Source organism: Paenibacillus kyungheensis, assembly GCF_028606985.1.
In the GTDB taxonomy this organism is placed as follows: domain Bacteria; phylum Bacillota; class Bacilli; order Paenibacillales; family Paenibacillaceae; genus Saccharibacillus; species Saccharibacillus kyungheensis.
In genome coordinates this window covers 5,114,534-5,139,515 of sequence record NZ_CP117416.1, presented here as the reverse complement: position 1 = coordinate 5,139,515, position 24,982 = coordinate 5,114,534, and the positions used below count along the sequence as shown (strand labels likewise).

24 protein-coding genes are annotated in these 24,982 nt (G+C 40.7%); 17 read left to right on the top strand and 7 right to left on the bottom strand.

From position 1 onward, the window contains the following. Window positions 1-45: 45 nt before the first annotated feature. Complete coding sequence (locus PQ456_RS22330; protein ID WP_420540628.1) at window positions 46-1,170, top strand: type II asparaginase; 1,125 nt, start codon at window positions 46-48, stop codon at window positions 1,168-1,170. 221 nt (window positions 1,171-1,391) lie between these two features. Here the strand turns inward: PQ456_RS22330 and PQ456_RS22325 are convergent, their stop codons facing one another. After that, entirely contained in the window at window positions 1,392-2,318 is a 927-nt protein-coding gene (locus tag PQ456_RS22325; protein ID WP_273614196.1) for a prenyltransferase, read from the bottom strand. A 220-nt stretch (window positions 2,319-2,538) separates the two neighbouring features. Between PQ456_RS22325 and PQ456_RS22320 the strand changes: the two genes are divergently transcribed. Then, window positions 2,539-3,834: a GntP family permease gene (locus PQ456_RS22320; protein WP_273614195.1), complete on the top strand. Its 1,296-nt coding sequence runs from the start codon at window positions 2,539-2,541 to the stop codon at window positions 3,832-3,834. A gap of 12 nt (window positions 3,835-3,846) precedes the next feature. Then, window positions 3,847-4,992 (top strand): glycerate kinase family protein, encoded by a 1,146-nt coding sequence (locus tag PQ456_RS22315; RefSeq protein ID WP_273614194.1) that lies wholly within the window; start codon window positions 3,847-3,849, stop codon window positions 4,990-4,992. Between the two features lie 145 nt (window positions 4,993-5,137). Here PQ456_RS22315 and PQ456_RS22310 read toward each other — a convergent pair whose 3' ends face one another. Continuing rightward, entirely contained in the window at window positions 5,138-6,166 is a 1,029-nt protein-coding gene (locus PQ456_RS22310; RefSeq protein WP_273614193.1) for a CdaR family transcriptional regulator, read from the bottom strand. 225 nt (window positions 6,167-6,391) lie between these two features. On the opposite strand from PQ456_RS22310, the gene PQ456_RS22305 reads away from it, so the two are divergent. From PQ456_RS22305 to PQ456_RS22295, 3 genes are read left to right on the top strand one after another with little or no spacing between them, the layout of a single operon-like run. Continuing rightward, window positions 6,392-8,458, top strand: coding sequence for a BglG family transcription antiterminator (locus PQ456_RS22305; RefSeq protein ID WP_273614192.1), 2,067 nt, complete (start codon window positions 6,392-6,394; stop codon window positions 8,456-8,458). Then, window positions 8,455-8,721, top strand: a complete 267-nt coding sequence (locus tag PQ456_RS22300) for a PTS sugar transporter subunit IIB (RefSeq protein WP_069326492.1) — start codon at window positions 8,455-8,457, stop codon at window positions 8,719-8,721. Before PQ456_RS22305 ends, PQ456_RS22300 begins: the two co-directional genes overlap by 4 nt. Window positions 8,722-8,746: 25 nt before the next feature. Beyond that, window positions 8,747-10,015 (top strand): PTS ascorbate transporter subunit IIC, encoded by a 1,269-nt coding sequence (locus PQ456_RS22295; RefSeq protein ID WP_273614191.1) that lies wholly within the window; start codon window positions 8,747-8,749, stop codon window positions 10,013-10,015. 189 nt (window positions 10,016-10,204) lie between these two features. Here the strand turns inward: PQ456_RS22295 and PQ456_RS22290 are convergent, their stop codons facing one another. Next, window positions 10,205-10,966 carry an AIM24 family protein gene (locus PQ456_RS22290; protein ID WP_273614190.1) on the bottom strand — a complete coding sequence of 254 codons (762 nt, stop codon included), beginning with the start codon at window positions 10,964-10,966 and terminating at the stop codon, window positions 10,205-10,207. 173 nt (window positions 10,967-11,139) lie between these two features. Here PQ456_RS22290 and PQ456_RS22285 point away from each other — a divergent pair, with 173 nt between their 5' ends. The 5 genes from PQ456_RS22285 (at window position 11,140) to PQ456_RS22265 (ending at window position 15,366) form a co-directional block, all read left to right on the top strand. Next, complete coding sequence (locus PQ456_RS22285; RefSeq protein WP_273614189.1) at window positions 11,140-11,481, top strand: zinc ribbon domain-containing protein YjdM; 342 nt, start codon at window positions 11,140-11,142, stop codon at window positions 11,479-11,481. Between the two features lie 167 nt (window positions 11,482-11,648). After that, window positions 11,649-12,749 (top strand): bifunctional transcriptional activator/DNA repair enzyme AdaA, encoded by a 1,101-nt coding sequence (locus PQ456_RS22280; protein ID WP_273614188.1) that lies wholly within the window; start codon window positions 11,649-11,651, stop codon window positions 12,747-12,749. Next, a complete protein-coding gene (locus PQ456_RS22275) occupies window positions 12,746-13,528 on the top strand; it encodes an isocitrate lyase/PEP mutase family protein (RefSeq protein WP_273614187.1) in 783 nt (260 codons plus the stop codon). Before PQ456_RS22280 ends, PQ456_RS22275 begins: the two co-directional genes overlap by 4 nt. A gap of 161 nt (window positions 13,529-13,689) precedes the next feature. Then, window positions 13,690-14,739 carry an LLM class flavin-dependent oxidoreductase gene (locus PQ456_RS22270; protein ID WP_273614186.1) on the top strand — a complete coding sequence of 350 codons (1,050 nt, stop codon included), beginning with the start codon at window positions 13,690-13,692 and terminating at the stop codon, window positions 14,737-14,739. Window positions 14,740-15,078: 339 nt separating this feature from the next. Further along, window positions 15,079-15,366 carry a hypothetical protein gene (locus tag PQ456_RS22265; RefSeq protein WP_273616383.1) on the top strand — a complete coding sequence of 96 codons (288 nt, stop codon included), beginning with the start codon at window positions 15,079-15,081 and terminating at the stop codon, window positions 15,364-15,366. A gap of 38 nt (window positions 15,367-15,404) precedes the next feature. Here the strand turns inward: PQ456_RS22265 and PQ456_RS22260 are convergent, their stop codons facing one another. After that, a complete protein-coding gene (locus PQ456_RS22260; RefSeq protein WP_273614185.1) occupies window positions 15,405-16,229 on the bottom strand; it encodes an SEC-C motif-containing protein in 825 nt (274 codons plus the stop codon). Between the two features lie 163 nt (window positions 16,230-16,392). Here PQ456_RS22260 and PQ456_RS22255 point away from each other — a divergent pair, with 163 nt between their 5' ends. The 3 genes from PQ456_RS22255 to PQ456_RS22245 all read left to right on the top strand — a co-directional run bounded on the left by PQ456_RS22255 (window position 16,393) and on the right by PQ456_RS22245 (window position 18,814). Beyond that, window positions 16,393-16,989, top strand: a complete 597-nt coding sequence (locus PQ456_RS22255; protein ID WP_273614184.1) for a TetR/AcrR family transcriptional regulator — start codon at window positions 16,393-16,395, stop codon at window positions 16,987-16,989. A gap of 183 nt (window positions 16,990-17,172) precedes the next feature. Continuing rightward, window positions 17,173-17,916, top strand: a complete 744-nt coding sequence (locus tag PQ456_RS22250; RefSeq protein WP_273614183.1) for an SDR family oxidoreductase — start codon at window positions 17,173-17,175, stop codon at window positions 17,914-17,916. A 100-nt stretch (window positions 17,917-18,016) separates the two neighbouring features. Further along, entirely contained in the window at window positions 18,017-18,814 is a 798-nt protein-coding gene (locus PQ456_RS22245) for a class I SAM-dependent methyltransferase (RefSeq protein WP_273614182.1), read from the top strand. A gap of 112 nt (window positions 18,815-18,926) precedes the next feature. On the opposite strand, the gene PQ456_RS22240 is transcribed toward PQ456_RS22245, so the two are convergent. Next, on the bottom strand, window positions 18,927-19,811 hold the full coding sequence (locus PQ456_RS22240; RefSeq protein ID WP_273614181.1) for an arylamine N-acetyltransferase family protein: 885 nt from the start codon (window positions 19,809-19,811) through the stop codon (window positions 18,927-18,929). Between the two features lie 163 nt (window positions 19,812-19,974). Between PQ456_RS22240 and PQ456_RS22235 the strand changes: the two genes are divergently transcribed. The 3 genes from PQ456_RS22235 (at window position 19,975) to PQ456_RS22225 (ending at window position 22,062) form a co-directional block, all read left to right on the top strand. Further along, window positions 19,975-20,550, top strand: a complete 576-nt coding sequence (locus PQ456_RS22235) for a GNAT family N-acetyltransferase (RefSeq protein WP_273614180.1) — start codon at window positions 19,975-19,977, stop codon at window positions 20,548-20,550. A 9-nt stretch (window positions 20,551-20,559) separates the two neighbouring features. Beyond that, entirely contained in the window at window positions 20,560-21,498 is a 939-nt protein-coding gene (locus tag PQ456_RS22230; RefSeq protein WP_273614179.1) for a helix-turn-helix transcriptional regulator, read from the top strand. 63 nt (window positions 21,499-21,561) lie between these two features. Continuing rightward, window positions 21,562-22,062 (top strand): GyrI-like domain-containing protein, encoded by a 501-nt coding sequence (locus PQ456_RS22225; RefSeq protein ID WP_273614178.1) that lies wholly within the window; start codon window positions 21,562-21,564, stop codon window positions 22,060-22,062. Window positions 22,063-22,116: 54 nt separating this feature from the next. On the opposite strand, the gene PQ456_RS22220 is transcribed toward PQ456_RS22225, so the two are convergent. Continuing rightward, complete coding sequence (locus PQ456_RS22220; protein WP_273616382.1) at window positions 22,117-23,637, bottom strand: sensor domain-containing diguanylate cyclase; 1,521 nt, start codon at window positions 23,635-23,637, stop codon at window positions 22,117-22,119. 205 nt (window positions 23,638-23,842) lie between these two features. Next, window positions 23,843-24,697 carry an alpha/beta fold hydrolase gene (locus PQ456_RS22215; protein WP_273614177.1) on the bottom strand — a complete coding sequence of 285 codons (855 nt, stop codon included), beginning with the start codon at window positions 24,695-24,697 and terminating at the stop codon, window positions 23,843-23,845. Between the last annotated feature and the right edge of the window lie 285 nt (window positions 24,698-24,982).

Below are 24,982 nucleotides of genomic sequence, written 5' to 3'. Positions count from 1 at the left end.
GTTTAAAGTCATAGCGTTATTATTCAATGACAAGGGGGAATAGGTATGAAATTATCAGTGCAATGGAAACAAAAATGGTGTGTCTCTATGTTAACAGCGGTATTGTTAATGCCTGTTATGAGTTATTCTGCATCGGCGGCGACAGACACCAATCCTACTTCTCAGACCACAGCTGTACAAACATCTTTACCAAACATCAAAATTCTTGCTACAGGCGGTACTATTGCAGGTTCTTCAGAATCCAATACCGATGTAACCGGATATAAAGCAGGCGCATTAGGTATCGATGTATTAATTAATGCTGTACCTGAAATGAAAAAAGTAGCAGATATCAGCGGAGAACAAATTGCGAATGTTGGTAGCCCTGATATTGACAATGCTGTTTTGCTCAAATTAGCCAATCGGATCAATGAATTACTCTCTTCTGACGATGTCGATGGTATTGTAGTCACACATGGTACAGACACATTAGAAGAAACAGCGTATTTTCTAGATTTGGTCGTCAAAAGTGATAAGCCTGTAGTGGTTGTAGGAGCGATGCGCCCGGCAACAGCGATCAGTGCAGACGGTTCATTTAATTTATACAATGCTGTCAAAATTGCGAGTAACCCTGAATCTACTGGCAAAGGAGTCATGATTGTTCTGAATGATCGGATTGGGGCGGCACGTTATATTACCAAAACCAATACGACAGGAACCGATACATTCAAATCGGTCGAACAAGGTTATCTGGGTGTCGTGTCTGGCGATAAAGTGTATTTTTATAATCAATCGACACGCAAACATACAGCAAATACAGTTTTTGATGTCAAAGGAATGACCGAATTACCACAGGTCGATATTTTATACGAATATCAAAACAATGGCAGTTATCTGTACGATGCGGCAGTAGCCTCAGGTGCTAAAGGCATTGTCGTAGCAGGCAGTGGGAATGGATCATTATCTACCCGTTCCAGTGAAGGCGCAGCTAGAGCCGTCGATCAGGGAGTAACTGTTGTGCGTTCGACACGTACAGGTAGTGGTGTAGTCACTCCATTAGACTCGGATGCTGAAATAGGTACATTATATGCTGATTCACTGAATCCGCAGAAAGCTCGCATTTTGTTAATGTTAGCTCTAACTCAGACCAAAGACCCTGCAACGATTCAAAGCTACTTTGAAGCATATTAAGAATAGGGATGTAGCGATAATCCTATAATTTGTCCAAAGTGGTAAGTACCTATAATTGTATGTGCGCTATCTAATCAATAGATGTGCAGTATCTAATGAACATATCAACATGAAAAAAACCAAAAAGAAACGCTACCGATCATCAAGCTTAGTCGATAGCGTTTCTTTTTTTATCATTGAAGCATAGTTAGATGTAGTGAAGTGTATATACTTTTATCTATTTATATAAAAATACCTAACCATATCGCTGTGATCATCGCGATCAATAATAGCTTTTTCTCACAGGCAGTTACTTGTTCGGCATCTTGTATATCAGTTCTGACGATTAAAAAGATAGATACAATCGCAATTACCGCTACACCTATAGCCGCCCATAGCCGATCGGTACCTAACCATAATGCACATAATCCGATCAGAATCATATAGACAATTGCAGGAAGCGAGCTGTACTTGGGACCAAACATATCGACAGACCAGACTACACTTGTCCGCTTCACAGGAGAAGCTTGCTGATCGGCTGCTAGATCAGGAATATGGTGGATCATTACCCAGGCGATACAATATAGCGCATTGATAACAGCATTTTGTACCGCCCATTCTGGAAAATCCCCTAACATGATCCATACGCCTGCTAATCCTAAGAAAAAGGCTGACGGAAAGGTACTTAACCATTCACCTGCTAGAGGGATATAACTGAATCGTAACGGAGGCATCGAATAAGAAGCGGCTCCCCAGACACCAATCACCAGCAGTAAAGCTAACGGATAATATCCGAGCAAAGCCAGTACTCCGGCAATCACCAATAACCCGATTGCAAGTCCATATCCGATCCATTTGAGTGTCTGTGGAGCGATGCGACCTTCTTGAATAACCCGGCTTCCTCCAGATAAATAAGCAGGGCTGTGTTGATCGGTACCTGATAAATAATCGGTATAATCATTCAGTGCATGAGTTAATGCGCCATGAATCATAAAGCATCCAACCAGTAGTAATAACGAGACAGCGCTTAATACCCCTTTAGGCAGATCATAATAAGCGAAAAGTGGAAAAACACCTGAAAAGATAATCACCACACTGGAAGTAATCACAGCAATCGGTCGTAATAACCGGATCGTGTTTTTCAAAAGCAAAATAGCCGAAGGATTCAAGCGGTTAACTCCTTTCATACGCAACGTATAATATGTATCGTGGGTATGGTTCTTTGTCTATTACCCGAATTGCGGCACATTGGACCTTGATATGATCCAACACAACAATCTTATTTAGTTGTTCATATGCACAATCAATTTCGTCTTTTTATCAATAGGTTTTCAAAGTTGAAAGCGCTATACTGAGAGCGTGTTCAACAAAGCAATAGGGGGAAGACGAATGGAAGGTTTAACGATTAGCTGGATAGGCGCTTTAGTAGGATTAGCTATCGCTATCATTCTCATTTTGCGCAAATTGAATCCGGTATATGCTTTATTTCTGGGAGCCATTATCGGTGCACTTCTAGGGGGAGCCAATCTAGAGCAGACCGTTACAATATTGGTCAATGGTACACAAAGTGTGATGGGAACCGTACTGCGCGTGCTTGCCGCAGGTGTATTAGCAGGTGTGATGATGGAATCAGGGGCGGCAGAGACTATTGCTCAAGCCATTGTCAAAAAGTTCGGTGGTAGTAAAGCGATTCTAGCACTAGCGCTGGCAACTATGATTATTACGGCTGTAGGTGTATTTATTCCAGTTGCGGTACTGATCGTAGCACCAATTGCTCTTTCAGTAGGTAACAAAATGGGAATTTCCAAAATAGCATTGTTATTAGCTTTATCGGGAGGCGGTAAAGCAGGAAATATTATTTCTCCTAATCCCAATACTATCGCGGCGGCACGTGGATTCAATCTGGATCTCAGTCAGGTGATGCTTGCCGGTGTTATTCCTGCGATCTGTGGATTGATTGTGACAGTAGTAGTCGCTTCGCTACTCAAAAACAAAGGAGTCATGGTGACAGACGAGGAAGCTGTCGAACAAGATGTCGATACTTCCAAATATCCGCCTCTAGGTAGAGCGATTGTCGCTCCTGTTGTAGCTGTGGTGTTATTAATGATTAATCCAATCGGTTCGATATCCGGTATCCAAGCATTAGCTAATTTCAAAGTAGATGCGATGTATATTTTGCCGATTGCAGGCATTATAGGCATGTTAGCGATGCGACAAGGCAGTAAGATCGTAGAATATACGACATCAGGTCTGAATAAAATGACGGCTACGGTATTAATTCTAATCGGAGCAGGTGGAATAGCAGGTCTGATTACCGCTTCTGATTTGTCGAATCAAGTGGTAAGTCTGATTGAAATTTCCGGTATTTCGGGAACATTCTTAGCACCGATTGCAGGGATATTGATGGCGGCGGCAACAGCTTCTACTTCAACAGGTGTTATTTTAGCCACCGGTTCATTTGGTGAAGCCATTCTGAATATGGGCACAGCTCCATTAGCTGCGGCAGTGATGGTACATACTGGAGCTACCGTAATCGATTCTTTACCACAGGGCAATTATTTCCATGTAACAGCAGGCGCTATGAAAATGAGTATTAAACAACGGATGGGATTAATCCCTTATGAAGCAATAGTCGGTGGAACGATGGCCATTGTAGCAACAATCCTTTACGGATTTATCCTGTAGTGAGGTGAGAACATGAACAAACCAACATTTCTTTTAGCACCCGATTCATTTAAAGAAAGTATGACCGCCAAAGAAGTCTGCATCGCTATAGAAAAAGGGCTTCGCAAAGTCTATCCAGAATCCCGTTATATTCATGTCCCGATGGCAGACGGCGGGGAAGGTACCGTCCAATCGTTAGTCGACGCTTCAGGCGGACAATTGTATCAAAAAGAAGTGACAGGCCCTTTGGGCACTCCGGTAACTGCTGCTTACGGTATTATGGGCGATGGTGTAACAGGAGTCATTGAAATGGCTTCAGCAAGTGGGATTCACTATGTAAATCAGCATACCCGCAATCCGTTAATCACCACCACTTACGGTACAGGTGAATTGATTCGAGCGTGTATAGATCGCGGTATGAAAAAGATTATTATCGGTATCGGTGGAAGTGCAACGAATGATGGTGGCGCAGGCATGGCGGAAGCATTAGGGGTACGCTTTCTCGATGAGCAAGGAGAACCACTTGCGTGTGGAGGTGGTGATCTAGGTCGCTTATCTACTATTGATATCTCTGCACTGGATCAACGTCTACAAGATGTACAGTTGATTGTGGCTTGTGATGTTACCAATCCACTTTGTGGAGAACAAGGAGCTTCTCAGATCTTTGGTCCGCAAAAAGGAGCTACACCGGAGATGATACAGCAATTGGATCATAATCTGCACCATTATGCGGCAGTGGTGAAGCAACAACTGGATAAAGATGTAGCATCTATTCCAGGTGCAGGCGCAGCAGGCGGATTAGGAGCAGGTTTGCTTATTTTCACACAATCTGTATTGCAAAAAGGAATAGATATTGTGATCGAATACAGCGGATTAATCCCCAAATTGGAAAGTGCTGATATTGTATTTACAGGAGAAGGCGGAATCGATTTCCAGACCAAATTTGGCAAAACACCGTATGGTGTAGCTCGGGCTGCACGTGCATCAGGTAAGCCTGTTATCGCTATCGCAGGGTATATTGGAGAAGGCATTGATACGTTATATGATGAAGGTATAGATGCGATATTCGGTATTGTTCCCGGAGCCTCTGATCTAGACTCCTTATTGCAATCAGGTGCAGCCAATATCGAACGTACGTGTGAAAATATCGCTAGAGTACTGGCTTTGCGTAACCAATAAAGAGATCATAGTGGTAGATGGCTACTTTTCTACGCAAATAGCTCTATACATCAAATAATCAAAAAAACGTTCCTATATCTATATGATCAGGAACGTTTTTTTGCTGTCTAATAACGTCTCATAATCAGGGATAGTGCAGACTGATTTATTTGTAAAGCGAAATTAGACCGTATATGAGTTCAATCAAGTGCAGCAGTTGACGGGGGTCTTTACCTGTTACTTGCTGAATTTTTTTCAAACGATATTGTAGTGTGTTGCGATGGATATTAAGATGAATCGCTGTATCTGACATATTGCAATTATGCTCTATAAAACTTCGCAACGTATCTAGCAAATCGCTATACCCTTCTAACTTGGTTACACTATTGCCTGTCTGCATTAGTTCTGTATGACTCCATTGAGCGATAAATGCCACTTCATCATAATGTATGATCTGTGTCGATGGACGCAAAGACAGTAACAGAGTCATTGCTGATCGAGCTTGTTGGTAGCTTGTAGCGATATTGGTATGAGAAGTGCCTACTGCAATCCACTGCTCAGGATGATGACTATATAAGGTGGAGATACATGGACTGATATTCGCTGGATCTTGTATAAGCACAACATAGCTATCTTCATCTATCTCAAACCAGGGATAAGGTAACCAATTACTAGGTTGATCTTCTTGCCGTTGGAATGATTTGATATATAAGACTGTTGTTTTGACAAGCAAATCAATATGATAAGAAGTAGCTTCTTTTTTTATCTTTTGCGAATACGTGCCTGCATAATGAAGTAACAGGTCACTAAATGCTTTTTTGCGATTATTTTCATACGTCTGCTTTTCAAAAGCAATGCGCTGTTCGATCAACAAAGTCACTGTCGTTCGTACAATATTGCAAAAAGGACGAACTTCATCAGGATGCCCGGTGATACCGATGACCCCTACATACTGCTGATTGATCACGATCGGTTCGTTGGTGCCTTGCTTTTCATATTCACGAGCCGTACGAATTTCAATCATTTTACCGATCGATAACGCTTCAACTGCACCTTGATGAATAGTGCCTACTCGATGTCGCTCTCCACTGCCTATAATAATCCCCTGTTCATTCATAATATTAATATTGTATGGAATATCTGCCATCATTTTATCGACTATCTCTTGAGCTTGCTGCTCGGACAGTTGGAACATATCTCATCCCCCTTTGTGCAGTTGACCAATCTATTAGTTGGTTTAAATTATAAATAAATTCTTCCGCTATTGCAGTGATTTTATCTGTATTTTATTTATGATCGGTATAACTATGCACAAGAAGTGTATATTGTTGTGCAGATTATTCGACAATAAAGGGACTCAAAAACAGTATAGATTTGTCGGTTATTGTTGTATCGTTATCACAAGGGAGGCAACACAAAGATGATTTTAGATGAACGAAGTGCCGGCATCTTACAATTACTTCAACAGTCATCAGCACTCACGATGGTCGAGTTGGAAACTCATATGGAGCTTACCCGAAGACAATTGCAATACAGCATCAACAAAATAAATGATTGGTTGGTACATCATGGTTACTCTGCGATTTCCTATGATCGTCAAGTGGGTTACTACTTAACAGATATTATTCGAGCAGAAGATGTGCCTGTGAAATTAACCAAACGATCTTATCTTTTTTCAGAAGGAGATCGGGAAAAAGTATTTGGACTGCTTTTGCTACTAAGCAAAGAATCATTATCTGTTTACCATTTTCAGTCGATCGCCAGTGTGTCTCGTAATACGGTGCTCAAAGATCTGCAACGATTGAAGTCCAAGTTACACGCCTACAAATTGTCGATTGAATATTCCAAAAAAGATGGATATGTGATCAAAGGAAGCAACCATCGCAAACGCCATCTAATCGAAGAATGGTTACCCGAGGTGCTTCATAGCCCCAGCCATTTATTGATTATTCAATGTATCTGGGAAGATCATACAGAGCAGTTGGAGCAGATTCGTCAACAATTGGAAAAGATTGAGCATCAACTGGCAATTAGCTTTGCCGATGAACGCCTGCAAGAACTGACGTACCTGATATTATGTACCGATCAATTGATTGGCAAAGGTGCTACTTTATCAGTCCAGCAAAGTTGGGAAGAGTTAACAGGTACACAAGAGTATCAACTGGTGAAGCAAATGGTGCAATCGTCTGCTTTTGAGCAGGAGTGGAGTCAAAATGAATGTCTGTATGCGACACTTCATTTGCTTAGTATGAATCGTACACGAGATATCTCGCCACTACAGGAAGACAAAGTGATCCAGCAGTTGATTCGGGAGATTGTATCTGAATTTGAACGCTGGGCATGTGTAAGTCTGCAAGATCAGGAGCTGTTGTACCAGCAGTTATATGTTCATTTGCGTCCTGCGTATTACCGAATGTTATATGGAATCTCTTTGATCAACCAGATGACCGAGCGGATTCAGAAAGTCTATCCTGAACTTCATCATTTAACCCACAAAGCACTGATTCCACTTGAAAAAAGTATCGGGGTCAAAGTGCCTGAAGATGAAGCCGCTTACTTTACGATTCATTTTGGTGGATGGTTACGTAGACAGGGAACCGTACTTGATGATCGCAAGCGCGCGATTGTTGTCTGTGCGAACGGTATAGGAATCAGTCATATTCTGATGTATACGCTTCGTGAAATGTTTCCAGATATTCTATTTTTGGATGCTTTGTCAGTACGAGATATGGCGAATTATACGCTAAGATATGATCTGGTTTTTTCAACCGTTCATCTTAGAACATCTGCGCCATTGTTCGTAGTTCCGCCAATTATGGAGATTCCAGATAAACAAAAGCTACGACAGCAAGTGATGCAAGAATTATACGGGTACACGATAGAAAAAGTAGATACCGCTTCACTGCTCAAAGTGATTGGTCAGCATGCTACTATTTTTCAACCGGAAGAGTTAGAAAAAGCATTACAAGCACACATTTATACCTATACGCATAGAACAAATAAGCATTCCCTAGAGGGGGCAGAGAAACCTGTGCTGGAACAATTGATTACTGAAAAAACAATAACTTTCCAGTCCAATGTCAGCGATTGGAAAGAAGCGATTGCAGTAGCCTCTCAGCCACTATTAGAGATGGGTACGATCGAAGAACAATATATTGAAGCGATGATCCAATCGATTGAACAAAATGGACCTTATGTGGTAATTACGCCGGGAGTGGCGATTCCTCATGCCCGTCCAGATCAAGGAGTACGTTCGCTATCAATGAGCTTTTTGCGATTAGAAGAAGCGGTTTATTTTGCACCGGATAAGCCTGTACGGTTGATTATTATTTTGGCGGCGGCAGATCGTTCGTCCCATTTACGAGCACTGGTGCAATTAACGCATTTGCTAGGGGAACCGTCGAATATCGAAGATATTTTGAACAGCCCAGATAAAAATGTACTCATGCAATATATTCATCAATATTCTAAGGAGGAAACAGAATGAAAATTATGGTCGTATGTGGAAACGGATTAGGAAGCAGTTTTATTATGGAGATCAATATCAAAAAGGCTTTAACAGAAATGGGCAAAGTAGCAGATGTGGATCATACCGATCTATCGTCAGCCAAATCCGAGCAAGCGGATATCTTTATCGGAGCGGCAGATATTATGGCACAACTTAGCGATGGGGGTCGTACAGTCGTATCGCTTGAAAATATGATGAGTATCCCTGAAATTAAATCCAAATTAGAACCGCTTCTAGCTTGATCTGAGGGAAGAAGGTAGAGCCGATATGATGAATTTAATAATGAACGATATTCTAGGCACACCGTCTATACTGGTTGGATTGTTTGCGCTGATCGGACTACTATTACAGCGCAAGCCTATCGCTACAGTAGTCTCCGGTACACTCAAAACGATTATGGGGTTTGTAATTATTGGAGCTGGTGCAACCGTATTAACAGGTGCGCTAGATATCTTTGGCAAAATGTTTACCCATGCTTTTCAGGTTCCCGGTATTATTCCGACCAATGAAGCGATTGTAGCGGCAGCCCAAAGTCAATTTGGAGCATCTACGGCTCTTATTATGGTATTCGGGATGATCGTAAATATTATACTGGCACGTTTTACACCGCTTAAATACATTTTCTTAACCGGACACCATACGCTATTTATGGCTTGTCTGATTGCTGTATCGTTAACAGTTGGTGGTATGAGCGGCGCACCACTGGTGATTGTAGGATCAATTATTTTGGGATTATGTATGGTTGTATTCCCGGCAATTTTACAGCCGTATGTACGTCAGATTACAGGTAGTGACGATTTTGCTGTAGGACATTTTGGTTCGATCGGTTACTTTGTCTCTGCAACCATCGGGAAATGGTTCGGCAATAAAGAAAAAACGACCGAGCAGATTAAAGTTCCGCAATCGTTAGGCTTTTTGCGAGATACTTCTGTAGCAGTCTCGCTGACAATGTCGATCTTCTTTATCGTCGTAGCTTTGTTTGCAGGACAAGAATATATCCAGACCGAATTGTCTAACGGTTCTAACTTTATCGTCTTCTCTCTAATTCAAGCGATTACTTTTGCAGCAGGGGTATATATTATTCTTGCTGGTGTACGGATGTTGATTGCAGAGATTGTACCTGCATTTAAAGGGATAGCTGAGAAATGGGCTCCGAATACGAAGCCAGCACTCGATTGCCCGACTGTATTCCCATTTGCACCCAATGCAGTGATTATCGGTTTCTTATTTAGCTTTTTGGCAGGATTATTGTCGATGTTTATTTTGCCAGCTGTCGGCTTGAAGGTGATTATTCCGGGCTTGGTTCCTCACTTCTTTACAGGAGCGGCAGCAGGGGTATTCGGGAATGCGACAGGTGGACGGCGTGGAGCGATGATCGGTGCATTTGCAAATGGATTGTTAATTAGCTTCTTACCAGCAATCTTGCTCATCTTCCTGACACAGTTCGGCTTCGGTGGTTCGACATTTGGCGATACTGACTTTGGCGCTGTAGGGATTCTGATTATGGGCTTAATGAAGATTTTTGGAGCGGCTTAAGTACATCGTATCTATTGTGATAATAAACTAACAAAAGGTAAAGAATGCATAATCGCGTTCTTTACCTTTTTTGTTATTGTCTTTTTAATCTTGAGGTTGTTCCTTTATATAAGGTGTCATTATCAATATTATTCATTAAATAATGAGTAGATTAGTAGAGCACAAGATGTCTGATTAATCTATGATATGTTAATTCGAAGGCGGAGCTAACCAGACAGTTCCTGTACCCCGATACACGTTCACTAATCCTTCGCCAGATGCCATAGAACCCATTTTGGTTTTGCCTGATTTCTCGACTGTGAAGTTGAGTGTATTCGACCACATCATCGCAAAGTTGCCATCGACTTTTAGCACATCATTTTGCAGTTCAACCACAACAGCTTCTTCAGCAGGAACAGGTGCTTCGAGAGCAATAACGCCTTTGCCGCTAGCACTCATATTAAATAATCCTTCACCACCAAGTACAGCAGAAGAGAAGTTACTGCGTGCAACAACGCCGATTTTGAGTGTCGTCTCACAAGCCAAAAACAATCCATCATCCAGAACAATTTCATCGTTATCGACATCAATTAACCAGATGTATTTGTAGGTAGGTTCTAGCAAGATCGTACCTGTTCCGTTATAAAGTGGTTTGATAGAGCCAGTACCTGTTGCTGCTCCACTTAGAAAACCACGCACAGCTCCACCAGCGCCTTTAACGCCTGTTGTCATTTCCATATTACCAACGGTGTACTGCATCGCGCCTGCACGCATAATAATTTCGCTATTGTTAATTTCGATCATTAACTGTTTGCGATGCATATTGCTTTTGGACATATAATATTGAGCACTAGCCTCACCTACCGAGGTACAACTAAGGTCTTTAATATATTCCAATACGGTAAAACTACCCAATTTGTCTTTGATCACTGTATTGCTATTATCGGTAAGATTGCTAATAGTAAAAGCCATATGTAACGCCCCCTGTTCATATCGTAAAAAGATATCTTTATTTTAACGAAATATGGAGCAATAAGGAAATCATAGTTGATCTGGAATAAAAATTTGTAGAACTTCCAAGTCTATGGCAAAATATAAGCATAAACAGGTTGTCAAATGAACCGAACGAATGGAGAAATGAAAAGATGTCGAGCTTGCCCCATTGCCCTAAATGTCATTCGGAATATACATATGAAGATGGCGATATGTTAGTCTGCCCGGAATGTGCTTATGAATGGAATCCAAATGCTGAAGAGACTCAAGATAGCGAAGAGAAAGTCGTTAAAGATGCCAACGGCAATATTTTACAAGATGGCGATTCGATCACGATTATCAAAGATCTGAAAGTGAAAGGTAGTTCTTCTACCCTCAAAATCGGTACCAAAGTCAAAAATATCCGTCTGGTCGATGGCGATCATGATATCGACTGCAAAATCGACGGCTTTGGCGCGATGAAATTGAAGTCTGAATTTGTGAAAAAGATTTAATGATCCATTCTTTGAATAAGGCTACACGATATTGATATAACGGAGATCAAGCTAAGCATTGTGCTTAGCTTTTTTCGTATAAAAAAATCAATGCCTGAATTTCGGCGATGAACATACAGTCGAGGAATTATAATAAACGTATCCACTTCTCGTAAAGGAGCATCTCTATGATCTCGCCTGAATACCAGCAAGAGTATTACCAAGCATTACTTGAGAAAAAGACAGAATACGAAGGTTTATTTTATGTCGGTGTCAAAACGACAGGCGTATTTTGTCGTCCTACCTGTCCGGCGCGTAAGCCGAAATTTGAAAATTGTGAGTTTTATGCAACCGCGCAAGAAGCTTTGCTCGCTTCTTATCGACCCTGCCAACGTTGTCGTCCATTGTCCCATCCGAATCATGTATCTGATGTTGTACGTATACTGGTGGAAGCGGTAGAAAAAGAACCTGAAAAGCGCTGGCGTGAAGAAGATTTCCGCCAATTATCAGTAGATGAGTCCACCGCTCGTCGCCAATTTAAAAAGCGCTTTGGCATGACGTTTGTCGAATATGCGCGTGCTCGCCGAATGGGACTAGCGCTCAAACATATCCGTTCCGGGCAAACGGTTATTGATACACAGTTGTCAACAGGATATGAGTCGAGTAGTGGATTTCGAGATGCGTTTGCACGAATTATGGGTGCTGCACCGACATTGCTGACAGAAGATCGAGTGCTCAAAGCTTCCTGGATCGATACGACACTCGGTCCGATGATTGCTGTCTCAAGTGAAGAAGCATTGTATCTATTAGAATTTGTAGATCGTAGAGGATTGGAACGTGAAGTCGAACGATTACGGATAAAAACAAAATCGGCGATTATCCCAGGAATGACTGAACCGATTCGATTGATCGAACAAGAATTGAATACGTATTTTTCAGGAAAGTCTACGACATTTACAACACCGCTACAATTACTAGGTTCCCCTTTTCAACAACAGGTATGGGATCAATTAATGAAGATTCCAGCAGGAGAAACTCGTTCTTATGCTCAGATTGCATCAGCGTTAGGGAAGCCGTCTGCTTTTCGTGCGGTTGCTCAAGCCAATGGAGCGAATCAATTAGCGATTGTGATCCCTTGCCATCGTGTGATTAATTCCAATGGAGAATTGGGTGGATATGGCGGTGGGCTTACTCGCAAAACATGGTTATTACAACATGAACGAACTCCACTACAAGCCATTCAATCGTCTAACGCTTTAATACATGAACAAGGAGAATATAACTCATGACTACTCAAATTCAGCAAGCACAAGTATTACATGATCTACATGTAAAAGGAAATCCGTTGGTGTTAGTCAATATATGGGATGCAGGTAGTGCAGCGGTTATCGAACGTACAGGTGCCCAAGTGATCGCTACAGGCAGTTGGTCTGTCGCTAGTGCACATGGTTATGAAGATGGACAAGCATTTCCTTTTACACAGGTGATCGACAATCTCAAACAGATTACGCAAAAAGTACAGTTACCTGTCACAATTGATATAGAAGGTGGATATGGCGATACTCCTGAACAAGTATCTCAATCTGTAAAAATGGTTATCGAAGCTGGAGCAGTAGGTATCAATATCGAAGATCAGATTATCGGTGAACAACGATTATATACGATCGAAGATCAATGTGAACGTATTGTTGCAGCTCGCCAAGCTGCTGACCAGTTAGGTATTCCTTTGTTTATTAATGCGCGCACCGATATTTTTTTACAAGCCGATCCGCTGTCTTCTGCTTCTGTACAAAAGGAGAATACCGAACAGGCTTTAACACGTGCTATCGCCTATGCTCATGCAGGAGCGAATGGATTTTTTGTACCCGGTTTGAGTGATCCTTCTTCGATTCAAATGTTATGCACTCATTCTCCATTACCAATCAATATTATGCTTACTACAGATACCCCTTCTGTATCCGAATGTTCTGCATGGGGAGTATCTCGTATTAGTTACGGGCCGTCACCTTATCAGCAAGTGATGAATACGTTGGAAAAAGTAGGTCAGCAAGCTTTAGCCAGTCGTTAATTCCTTGATTATTCTTTTTTTATCTATATTTGTTATAAAAGACTTGATATTCATGTCAAAAAGGTTCAATATAAAGATATTACTTGTAAAGTTAGTAAATAACAAATTTATAGCGATATAGATAAAGAATAATATAGAATAAGAAAGCAGGGAATGTTTCGATGGAACTAGGCATAAGCACCTTTGTAGAAACTTCGCCAGATGCACAAACCGGTGAAGTAATGAGTCATGCACAACGTATTCGTGAAGTGGTTGAAGAGATTGTACTTGCCGATCAAGTAGGATTGGATGTATATGGAGTAGGAGAGCATCATCGAGAAGATTATGCGGCTTCTTCACCAGCAGTTATTCTTGCAGCAGCGGCTTCGCAAACCGAACGTATTCGTTTATCCAGTGCGGTTACCGTACTATCTTCGGCTGATCCGGTACGTGTTTTTCAAGATTTTGCAACATTAGATGGGATTTCAAATGGACGGGCTGAGATTATGGCGGGACGAGGTTCTTTTATCGAATCATTCCCTTTATTCGGCTACGATCTAGATGATTATAATGAATTATTTGATGAGAAATTAGATTTACTTTTGAAAATTAGAGCTTCTGAAAAAGTAAGCTGGCAAGGACAACATCGCGCAGCTATTCACAATCTAGGAGTCTACCCGCGTCCTGTACAAGAATTATTACCAGTATGGATAGGTAGTGGAGGCAATACAGAGTCTGTGATTCGTGCAGGTATGCTGGGCTTGCCATTAGTATTAGCGATTATTGGTGGACAACCGGCTCAATTTGCTCCATTGGTTCAGCTATATTACAAAGCAGCCGCTCACGCCGGGCATGATGCTTCGACACTGTCTGTAGCTTGTCATTCGCATGGCTTTATTGCAGATACGACTGAACTTGCCGTAGAGCAATTTTTCCCTTCGACTCAACAAAGTATGAACAAGCTGGGTAAAGAACGTGGTTGGGGTCCTTATACACGCAATAGTTTTGATGCTGCTCGTAGTGAGCAAGGCGCGCTATATGTCGGTGATCCAGAGACAGTGGCTCGTAAAATTATTAATTTGCGCAAACAAGTCGGTATTACACGATTCTTTTTACATGCACCTGTAGGCACCATGCCACATGATCAGGTGATGCATGGGATTGAATTGTTAGGAAAAGAAGTTGCACCACGGGTACGTGCAGAAGTTGCAGAATGGGAAGCCAATCAATAATAAAGCAATTTCAAACCTTCAAAGTCATAAGCATGATTTCTGTTGCTTATGATCTTGAAGGTTTTTTTGTTAACAAGTAACGGCAATCCATAAATATGTAGCAAAGAATTGGGAAAAAAATCACAAGGTGTTTCTGGGTATCTAGAGCGGTTAATGTTATAATAAGTAGAAGTATGTTATATAAAGAAGTCATAGGGAGTATCTATATTCTATTTCACTTGTAGAAGTATGGTGCTTTCTGTTGAGATAGCTTACAATAACAAGATGTTTGCAATCGAACGAAAGTTATCTATTGCCAAAACACAATATAGGAGTGGTCATTTGAAAAAGCAAAAACCGATGTCAATGGAAGATTTGTTAAAAGATTTGCAAGGGCAAAAAGAAGCACAAGGTGAAGGCTATGTATCTTTGGATATGTTGTTTAACCGCGGATTTATGAGCAAGTATTCGAGTCTGGATAGCTTTGCTGAATTTTTGAAAAAAGGTAATTTCCAAGCAGACACGCTAGAGGACATTCAAAATGTTGAAGGCGAATTGTTTGATCGTCATGTCAATCGTGAGACAAACTTCAGCGATTGGAAATCGATGTTAGACAAAGCCAACGAAGAATATACGCATAAGAAATAAGCCTAAAGAGCAACGATATCGATATCGCTGCTCTTTTTTTATTTGCCTGTATATTGAGCCATTTTATTATTGTGATCATGAAGAGAAAGTTCAAAGTTATCGAGATTACCGATAGCTGTTGTAGCTCCGCCACCATGTTTGGCATACAATACCAACCAGTACATAATCGGATATTGACGGAGTGGGCGACGCTTCGGTCCAATCATTACATCCGCAATACGTTCATAATCACTCCAACGATCTGCAATATTAGGCGTGATTTTACGATGAGGCTTACCACCGGGAATATATTCGCATATCTTTTCAGGGCGAAGCCGTTCTTTCCATGTTCCATAAAAAGTATGGGAACTTCCATGAGTACGGCAAATAAAAGGACGTACTGGATACACACGACAGGTTCCTTTTTCAGCATCCAGTAATGGACAAGCAAAGCTATTACGTGTAGCGTGATGACGGATCGCATTCAATTCGTCATCAGTGTTAGTAGGATGTGCTAAAGAAGCATACATGGGCGGATTTTCTACTCGAAAAGTCTCCCAGTCTTTAGCCGCTTTGGCAAAAGCATTTTCAATATCAGATGTACTCCAATTGCGCTCCATATAGATCAGTAACAATTCAAATTCCACCTGTGAAATAGGTACATAATCCGAACAACAAGCCCGGCAACCTGCTGAACAAGGAGGCTGTTGCACACTTGTTGCGCGGTAATCGTCAATCGTATGATCGATATCTTGATACAATTGGTATAGATGAGCAGCCCGGCTATCCGGCTCGGCTGTTTTATGACAATGTTTAAGCTTTTGCCCGCTTCCACAAAAGCATAGCTGATTTCGAGAGAATGAGTAAGAAGTTGTATCGGACACGGATGAAGTCACGTCCTTTCCTGTTGCTAACGTGCTGTAGACCTTTAGACTATTATATCGCTAATTGCTCTGGAAGTTCTATGTTGCTTGAGAATAACAATAAACATGAATTGATATCCCATTATTGCTATGCTATCGTAAAACATATATTGAGGTGAAACAGATGGCATATGATGCACCATTAACGAAAGAACAAATTTTAGATGCGGCAGAGCAAGCGTTACGTCGGTACGGACCTGACAAAACATCGGTCGTCGATGTCGCCCGCGCGTTAAAAGTCAGTCATGGCACGATTTATCGCCACTTTGCTAGCAAAGCAGAATTACGAGAATCAGTCACAGAACGTTGGTTACAGCAGATTTCAAGCCCTTTACAGCATATCGTCCAAGATGGTGATCATTCTGCAACAAAACGTTTACGTCAATGGTTAGAGACACTGGCACAGACTAAGCGAAAATATGCTGTGGAAGATCCAGAGATGTTCCAAATGTATACAGCGGTTACGATGGAAGCTTTGCCTTCTATAGTGAATCATGTTGATCTGTTAGTGGAGCAAGTATCTCTTATTATTCAGCAAGGGATAAAAGATAACGAATTTAAGCAGGGCCAACCTGAGCAGATAGCCCGAACATTAATAATAGCGACTTCTTATTTTCATCACCCTGCTCATGCTTATCAATGGACAGATCCGGCAATCGATCAACAATTTGAACAGGTCTGGCATATGGTTTTAGCCAGTATTCAAGCTCATTCATCATAGACGTATCAGTCCCAGAACACATTTTCTGCATCACAGAGAGTGTGTTTTTTTGCTATGCATATAATCAATAAAAAAACTATAATGACAAATATCAAAAATTGTCACTTGATTATTTAAGGGGAGTTATTTATAATCAACACATCAAATATATAGATCGTACAGTACACAGAGGAGGTTTATGTTATGGAAACAATATTAGCAGGTAAAGTGGCTTTAGTTACAGGAGCATCCCGAGGAATCGGTCGTGAGATTGCACAACAATTAGCTGCTCATGGCACTAAAGTGATTGTGAATTATACAAGTAGCCCTGACAAAGCAGCAGAAGTGGTGGAAGCGATCAAGCAAGCAGGCGGTGAAGCTACAGCTGTTCAAGCCGATATCAGTCAACTTACTGAACTCGAACAATTATTTCAGATTACTTTATCGACATATGGCAAATTAGATATTCTGGTCAATAATGCAGGTGTAATGAAAACACAATCGATCACAGAAGTAACTGAAGAGGACTTTGAGCAACAATTTGGGATCAATGTCAAAGGAACATTTTTTGCATGTCAGCAAGCGGCTCTACATATGGAGCCTAACGGTCGTATTATTAACTTTTCAACGTCGGTTGTAGGTCAGATGTTCCCTGGTTATAGCGTCTATGCAGGAACCAAAGGTGCAGTCGAGCAATTCACCCGTCAACTCGCCAAAGAATTTGGCAAAAAAGGAATTACGATCAATGCAGTAGCTCCGGGGCCTGTGAATACCGAATTGTTCACAGTAGGCAAAACCGAGCAACAGATCGAAGGTCTTCGCAATATGAATTCATTTGGACGCTTGGGTGAACCGGATGATATTGCAGGGGTTGTATTATTTCTAGCAAGTGAATCTTCTAAATGGGTCACAGGTCAGACGTTACGTGCCAATGGTGGATTTATCTAATCTCTATAAAAAACGATAAAAATAACTACATTCCTTCATAAGATGGTACGATAGATAAAATAATATTTTTGCGCGTTACGCTATCTATGGAGGTTTTTTTATGGAATCATCACAACAGAACAAAAATGCTTGGAACAACGGCACCTATCAATCATGGGTGAATCGCTTTGGTACACCAGAAGAAGCGGCTGAGAAAATTAAACAAGATCCGCAAAAACGGATCGGCACAGCATTCAAACATATGGAAGACCATATACAAGGCAAAAAAATTATCAATTTACTCGGTTCTAATGGTAACAAAGCAGTTGCATTAGCTTTGCTCGGCGCTGAACTGACGATCGTAGATTTCTCTGCTGAAAATGAACAGTATGCTCAAGATTTAGCACGTGCCGCAGGAGTGCCTTTGCAGTATATCGTGTCTGATGTGCTTCAACTGCCTTTACAGGAACTGGCTAATCAATATGATATCGTATTTATGGAATTTGGCATTTTGCATTATTTTACCGATCTACAGCCATTATGCTATGTAGTATCTAGCTTACTTGCGCCAGGTGGTCAATTGGTATTACAAGATTTCCACCCGATCTCGACCAAGCTGATTACTTCTAAAGGTACAACAGCTAATATTCGCAAGCATAAAGTAACAGGAGATTACTTTGATACTTCATTAACAGAAAAAGCCGTCTCTTATTCTAAATATACCGAATCCGATCAACAGATCAAAGACGAGCAAAAAGTGTATTTACGTCAGTGGACGATCGGTGAGATTGTTACCGCTGTGGCTACATCGGGTCTGATGATCAAAGTACTGGAAGAATTGCCGAATCAATCTTCAGAAGTATTTGATAAAGGGATTCCCAAAACATTTACTATCGTTGCACAGCAGTTACATGTGTAATCCAGCTTGATATTCAATATAATCAGCAAAGCCACTCCTGCGTAGGAGTGGCTTTTTAGCATTTTACATGTAGGATGCTTGAAATTATAAGATACACAGGTGCAATACGTGATTATAAATGTGGATGATTGGACAATGATTGGGTCTGTTTCCATATGTCATGAGCTTGCTGTACACGATGCCAGAACTCGTCTTTTTCTAAAGCAGTGTATGGAACAAAAGATTCGCCAAATATATCATGTAACACATTCAACCATTCTTGTTTGTTTACGATTTCGGTATACTGAACACCGCTAGCATTGATCGTTTTGAGCACACATCCACGTAATTCATGACTGGTGGATTGATCTCGTTGGCGCAAAAGAAAGACATCAAACCACGGTGACTGCGGAGAACGGCTATAAAATTCATGATTATCTTCAAAAGGTTTGAGATCAGTGACCACCTGATGATCGATATCGACACCGACAATAGAAGCATAAGCATCATGTTCTAACCGCCATCCTTTGGGATCAATACTTGAAGACGTTACTGCATATTGAAAAGGCGATTGAGTATAAGTCCCTTTTATTAAAGGCAGCGGCGTATAAGGCATATCGCCAAGACCCACATCAATAATCCATGGTTGCGATATTCCTTCATGATCCAGATGAACTGTTAATCCTAAATGAAACGAATTGATACGCGGTTCTGTACCCAAAGGCTGTACACCTGCTCGATGCCAGAACACTTGATAACCTAGAGAACGTAGCAAAGTGCTAAACGCTCCATTCAGATGAAAACAATAACCGCTACGCCCGCTTAAAAGGAGTGCAATAGATTGCTGTATATCGATACCGGTCGGATGCCCTGCAAAAATATCGACCGTCTGCCATGAAAAGCGGCGGACATGAGCTTGATGCAATTGAACTAAATAATCTAGAGTAGGAGGCTGAATCTCTTCGACTCCCAGTTGTTGAAGATAGGTTTGAATTTCTGTTGTAGATAATGTGTACATGGATACGCACCTCGATTATATTAAAGGTATGATGATAAGATTAGGATAAGTAGTATGATATGTAGTATACGAGAATAATGTAGGATGGGTACTTTCCAAATCAGACAACTGTAACGGTACAGATAGAAGTGTGGCATTATACATAATCTAAAGGAGTACAACAATGAGCGATTTATTTACATTTGAGCAATTTCCACAGTTAGAGACTCCACGTTTTGTATTAAGACAAGCACAACTCACAGATGCAGATGATCTATATCAATTGTATGCAGATCAAGCCGTTGTACAGTATATGCCATTTACTCCGTTCAACTCGGTGGAAGAAGCGCTAGATGAGATGAAATGGTATGAGCGTATTTTTGCCGAACAATCTGGATTACGCTGGATGATCGAAGATCGCGAGACAGGCAAAGTGATAGGCACATGTGGATTTCTAGCTTATGAGCAAGAACATCATCGAACAGAATTAGGATATGATCTATCTTCTGCATACTGGGGCAAAGGCATTATGAAAGAAGTGGCTTTATGTATTATTCAGTTTGGATTTGAGCAGATGAAATTGAATAAGATTGAAGCCAAAATTGAGCCAGCCAATCAAGCTTCGATTCGTCTAATAGAAAAATTAGGATTTGTACAAGAAGGTCTACTAAGACAACATGAATATGAAAAAGAAACGTATGTGGATCTTGCGATTTTTGCTCTATTGCAAAGTGAGTATACAGCAGAGAGCATAAGCTAAGGAGACATTATGAAAATAGATCGATTACTTGCGATCACTGTATTGTTATTGAATCGCCAACGGATCAGTGCCAAAGAATTGGCGACACGCTTTGAAGTATCGACCAAAACGATTTATAGAGATATTGATACTCTCAGTCAGGCAGGTATTCCGATTGTCGCTCATCAAGGCACCACCGGTGGATTTGAGATTATGGAGCAGTACACGATTGCCCGTCAGTTTTTGACACTAAGTGAGATTGATGCGATGATCTCTGCAGTAAAAGGGATGACGACTGTATTCAATGATCAGATGTTTGCGACATTACTGGATAAAGTACAAGCGCTACTTCGTCCACATGATCGAATGCAGACTACGATACAAAGTGCAGGTATTGTATTTGATTTTAACCCCTGGGGCCAGAATCCAGCGACACGCGATAAAGTGAATCTATTACGTGAAGCGATTACCAATACCTATCAAGTGAATTTACATTATCTCAATACCAACGGCGTTGAAAGTGAACGAGCCGTAGAACCATCTGCTTTGATTTTGAAAGGATATGTCTGGTATCTACATGCGTATTGCACATTACGACAAGATTTTCGGTTGTTCCGGTTGTCTCGTATTTTGGAATTAGAATGTACTTCACATACATTTGAGCGGCGAGATATTCCAGATTGGGATCAATATCAATGGAATAGTGGAACAAATGAAGAACAGCGACAAGACGTAAGATTACGATTTAGCCCGCAAGTCCGCCATCGTTTAAGCGATATATTTGACCCTGCTTGGATCACTGTGCAAACGGATGGAGATATTGATGTGCAGGGTTCTTTTATTATAGATGATTGGTTTTATAGTATGGTGCTGGGCTTTGGAGATCAGGTGCAGATACAATCACCACCGACCCTTATTCCAGAATTAATACAGCGTGCGCAAAAAATAATCGACCGCTATTCTAACTAGACAGACAGTTGTCTATATTCCTTCTGTATACTTTGAATAAAAGAACAGAAAGAGGGATGATATATGACTACGGTAGCGACACCGACGATTGTACAGTTACCTGCTTTTGTAATACATGGCATTGGGACAAGAACAACCAATGCAGACGAATTAGGAGTTACCAATGCACGTTTACCACAGTTGTGGGCATCTTATCTGCATTACAAAGGTCAACATCCTGATCTATCTTCTAGTGATGCTCCAACCTATGCACTCTATACCGATTATGAAAGTGATGCGACCGGAGCATATACGGTAGTGATCGGACAGCAAGCAGAAGATCCTTCTCATGCTTCAGAATCAGCACAGCGACAACTAGAGATTACTGTACCAGCCAGTCGTTATATGGTATTTACCACACCGAAAGGACCTGTATTTGAGACTGTTGCTCAGACATGGGGCATGATCTGGAATTATTTCGAGGATGCTTCGGAAGTGCGAACATATACAGGTGATTTTGAAGTGTATGAATCGACGGCTAATCCTGAACAATCAGAAGTGAAGATTTATATTGCGATTCAATAAGATTTCTTCTATAAAAAAACCGTCTATACCACAGTCAGGTGATATAGACGGTTTTCATATTTTTAATTTACGTTGACGTTTGCTACGATACATGGCTTTGTCTGCATGATTGAGCAGTGTATCGACATCGGTACCGTCTTGTGGGTAGATACTAGCACCACAACTCATCGGAATCGAAAGTGTGTCATTACCATATGCCAGTTCCGCTTGAGCGAATACAGCATTCAATTGATTCACAATCTTCTGGACTTGAATCTGATGTTCGACAGGATGAATAAATAGTACAAATTCATCGCCTCCAAGACGTGCCGCCATACCGGTAGAGCCTACTAATTGTTGAATAAGCTTGGCGGTATGTTGAAGCATCTCATCACCTGCTTGATGCCCGTACCGATCGTTGGTTTCTTTGAAATAATCCAGATCAATCAGAATAATGGCAAGTTGTTCTTGATGTTGCTCGGCTTGTACAATCGACTTCTCTAATTCTTGATAAAAGTAACGACGATTCGGCAATTCTGTTAAAGAATCATGATAAGCGAGAAAAGCAATTTGACGTTGTTGTTCTTTTTTGACTGTAATATCACGCATAATAAGAATAACATGATCTTCATGCTCTACGAATACATAGTCGCCTTTGACCAGAATATCGATCCATTGTTCACCATTCCACACTTTGGTTTCCATATCAATAATGCCTTGATGCCTTTGTAATTTAGAAGCCAGGTCTTCACTGGCTAGTGTATGCAAATTCGTATCATCCAAATCAACAAAAGAAAATAATTGTCTGGCACTGGGATTCGCTTCTTTAATCGTGCCTGATACATTAGCTAACAGGATCGCCGCTGGATTCATATCAAACAATTTTTTGTAACGATGATGATCAAAGTTGAGAAAATCATATTTTTTCATAGCGACTTGTAACGTAAAGCACCAGATTAATCCACCATACAAATACGGATAAGGCGGCAAAGATTCACCGAAATGAAAATAACCAAAAAAAGCGATCCAGCTTAAAGAAATACTCATACCCCGGCGCAATATACGATAGATGGCTTGGTGTTCAGATGAGCGATTCAAAGCCTGATGACGGGAAAGAAAGATTAGTGAAGCAACACTGATTAGAATACTTACAGTAAGAGCGGCATAATAAGAAGTATTATATACAGGCACTTTCCACATGCCCGCCATGACGAATTGTTGTGAAGAAATAAATTTTGAGTTATTCATAATGCCTACCGGAATAATCAGGAGAGGAAGATAAAAAATATACGGATACAACCATTTGGGCATTTTGCGATAAGCTCCGGATAGCTTGATAATAAAATGAAAACTCAAACTCGGTAACACAATACCTACATTAGCGAACCACAAAGAAGACAGAGTAGAACTATATTCAAGCGGTAATTGGTAGCGAACATACTCTTCTAAAAAAAGTAAAAAATAACAACCAATCGCGATACTTACCAGACGATGTTCTACTTTTTTGGGATTGCGTAATAACACATTAATCCCCATATAGAAAAAGAAGAGCATCGGTAAAACATAAAGAGCTATCGGAATTAGTGACTCCAGCACATTCAAGCGTATACTTCTCCTTTCCCATAGATTACATACTTAGCCTTTCGTGCATGCTCCCTATACATATCTATTATTGCGTTACTATGGAATAACAGATACTACGTATAATATCGTCATTATTTCGTAAAAAATAAGCATAAAAAAAGCTGACGATCACAACTTGGGATCGCCAGCTTTAATCTTCATCAGATGATAGGAAATATTATAGATTACGGCTTGCTGCTCTTGGTGTATGGTTATCACGAGACATTTGGTTAAGGAATAATAATAACTCTGAATTAAACTTCTCTTGCTCGTCGAACATCATAGCATGACCGCTATGTTCAAATTCAACAAGACGAGAACCAGCGATACTTTGTTGTGTTAATTCAGCTAATTGAGGATCACAGATTTTATCTTTTTGACCCTGGAAAATGACTGTCGGTACATTAATATGTGGCAAGTCTCCACGCAAGTCTTCATCACGTAATGATTCTGCTGCTTTGATTGTACCGTGATTAGAAGCTTGGAAGCACAATGATTCTAACCATACCATCATAGCTGCTTTGGACTTCGTATGCGTAAATTTAAGACCAAATTGAGATAGCATTTTTGGACGATCTTCATACGTAGGAATAATTAATTGTTCATTAAGGTCTTCCTTCGTGATGTTATATTCAAAATCAGGACGCTGTGTAAAGACTGGTGTTGCAGAACCCATCAATGCAAGATGAGAGATGCCTTTACCTTGATGACGTGCCATATACCGAGAAGCCACTGCTCCACCCATTGAGAAGCCAATCAAAGCTGCATTTTCGATATCAAGCTCGTCGATAACCGCTTTCAAATCATCTGCCATACGGTCAAATGAATAGCTTTCCCACGGTGCATCTGATTTACCGAATCCACGGAAGTCGATCCCGATACAACGGTAGCCTTCTTTAGGTAGGATAGAGTATTGATATTCAAACATAAGGTTGTTTGCTGGCCATCCGTGTAAGAAAATAACCGGAATCCCTTCACCAATATCTTCTACATGAATCTTTACATTGTCTTCTACTTGTACGTAACGTCCCATTCTTGTCGCCTCCTGATGTTTGTTATTATAGTGTGTGATCATGCTATTTTGATAAATGATACAACCGTATATATTCGTATCATGATTATCGATGTAGTTGATTGATACTATATTAAACATATTTACTAAAGAAAAAACCTTATATTAAAAAATTAACTTAATTATATGAAATAGGGTTTCAATAATTTGTCGTTATGATAGAACTATGTAGATAGGTAAAAAACGAAATAAATGGCTTGAGATAGAACGTAAATGGGATGTTACAATTCTTTTGGGGTATATCAC

Excerpts from the sequence above, each read along its gene's own strand:
- PQ456_RS22330 (WP_420540628.1), top strand. The coding sequence starts at position 46 with ATGAAATTATCAGTGCAATGGAAACAAAAATGGTGTGTCTCTATGTTA.
- PQ456_RS22320 (WP_273614195.1), top strand. The coding sequence starts at position 2,539 with ATGGAAGGTTTAACGATTAGCTGGATAGGCGCTTTAGTAGGATTAGCT.
- PQ456_RS22315 (WP_273614194.1), top strand. The coding sequence starts at position 3,847 with ATGAACAAACCAACATTTCTTTTAGCACCCGATTCATTTAAAGAAAGT.
- PQ456_RS22310 (WP_273614193.1), bottom strand. The coding sequence starts at position 6,166 with ATGTTCCAACTGTCCGAGCAGCAAGCTCAAGAGATAGTCGATAAAATG.
- PQ456_RS22305 (WP_273614192.1), top strand. The coding sequence starts at position 6,392 with ATGATTTTAGATGAACGAAGTGCCGGCATCTTACAATTACTTCAACAG.
- PQ456_RS22300 (WP_069326492.1), top strand. The coding sequence starts at position 8,455 with ATGAAAATTATGGTCGTATGTGGAAACGGATTAGGAAGCAGTTTTATT.
- PQ456_RS22295 (WP_273614191.1), top strand. The coding sequence starts at position 8,747 with ATGATGAATTTAATAATGAACGATATTCTAGGCACACCGTCTATACTG.
- PQ456_RS22290 (WP_273614190.1), bottom strand. The coding sequence starts at position 10,966 with ATGGCTTTTACTATTAGCAATCTTACCGATAATAGCAATACAGTGATC.
- PQ456_RS22285 (WP_273614189.1), top strand. The coding sequence starts at position 11,140 with ATGTCGAGCTTGCCCCATTGCCCTAAATGTCATTCGGAATATACATAT.
- PQ456_RS22280 (WP_273614188.1), top strand. The coding sequence starts at position 11,649 with ATGATCTCGCCTGAATACCAGCAAGAGTATTACCAAGCATTACTTGAG.
- PQ456_RS22275 (WP_273614187.1), top strand. The coding sequence starts at position 12,746 with ATGACTACTCAAATTCAGCAAGCACAAGTATTACATGATCTACATGTA.
- PQ456_RS22270 (WP_273614186.1), top strand. The coding sequence starts at position 13,690 with ATGGAACTAGGCATAAGCACCTTTGTAGAAACTTCGCCAGATGCACAA.
- PQ456_RS22265 (WP_273616383.1), top strand. The coding sequence starts at position 15,079 with ATGTCAATGGAAGATTTGTTAAAAGATTTGCAAGGGCAAAAAGAAGCA.
- PQ456_RS22255 (WP_273614184.1), top strand. The coding sequence starts at position 16,393 with ATGGCATATGATGCACCATTAACGAAAGAACAAATTTTAGATGCGGCA.
- PQ456_RS22250 (WP_273614183.1), top strand. The coding sequence starts at position 17,173 with ATGGAAACAATATTAGCAGGTAAAGTGGCTTTAGTTACAGGAGCATCC.
- PQ456_RS22245 (WP_273614182.1), top strand. The coding sequence starts at position 18,017 with ATGGAATCATCACAACAGAACAAAAATGCTTGGAACAACGGCACCTAT.
- PQ456_RS22240 (WP_273614181.1), bottom strand. The coding sequence starts at position 19,811 with ATGTACACATTATCTACAACAGAAATTCAAACCTATCTTCAACAACTG.
- PQ456_RS22235 (WP_273614180.1), top strand. The coding sequence starts at position 19,975 with ATGAGCGATTTATTTACATTTGAGCAATTTCCACAGTTAGAGACTCCA.
- PQ456_RS22230 (WP_273614179.1), top strand. The coding sequence starts at position 20,560 with ATGAAAATAGATCGATTACTTGCGATCACTGTATTGTTATTGAATCGC.
- PQ456_RS22225 (WP_273614178.1), top strand. The coding sequence starts at position 21,562 with ATGACTACGGTAGCGACACCGACGATTGTACAGTTACCTGCTTTTGTA.
- PQ456_RS22215 (WP_273614177.1), bottom strand. The coding sequence starts at position 24,697 with ATGGGACGTTACGTACAAGTAGAAGACAATGTAAAGATTCATGTAGAA.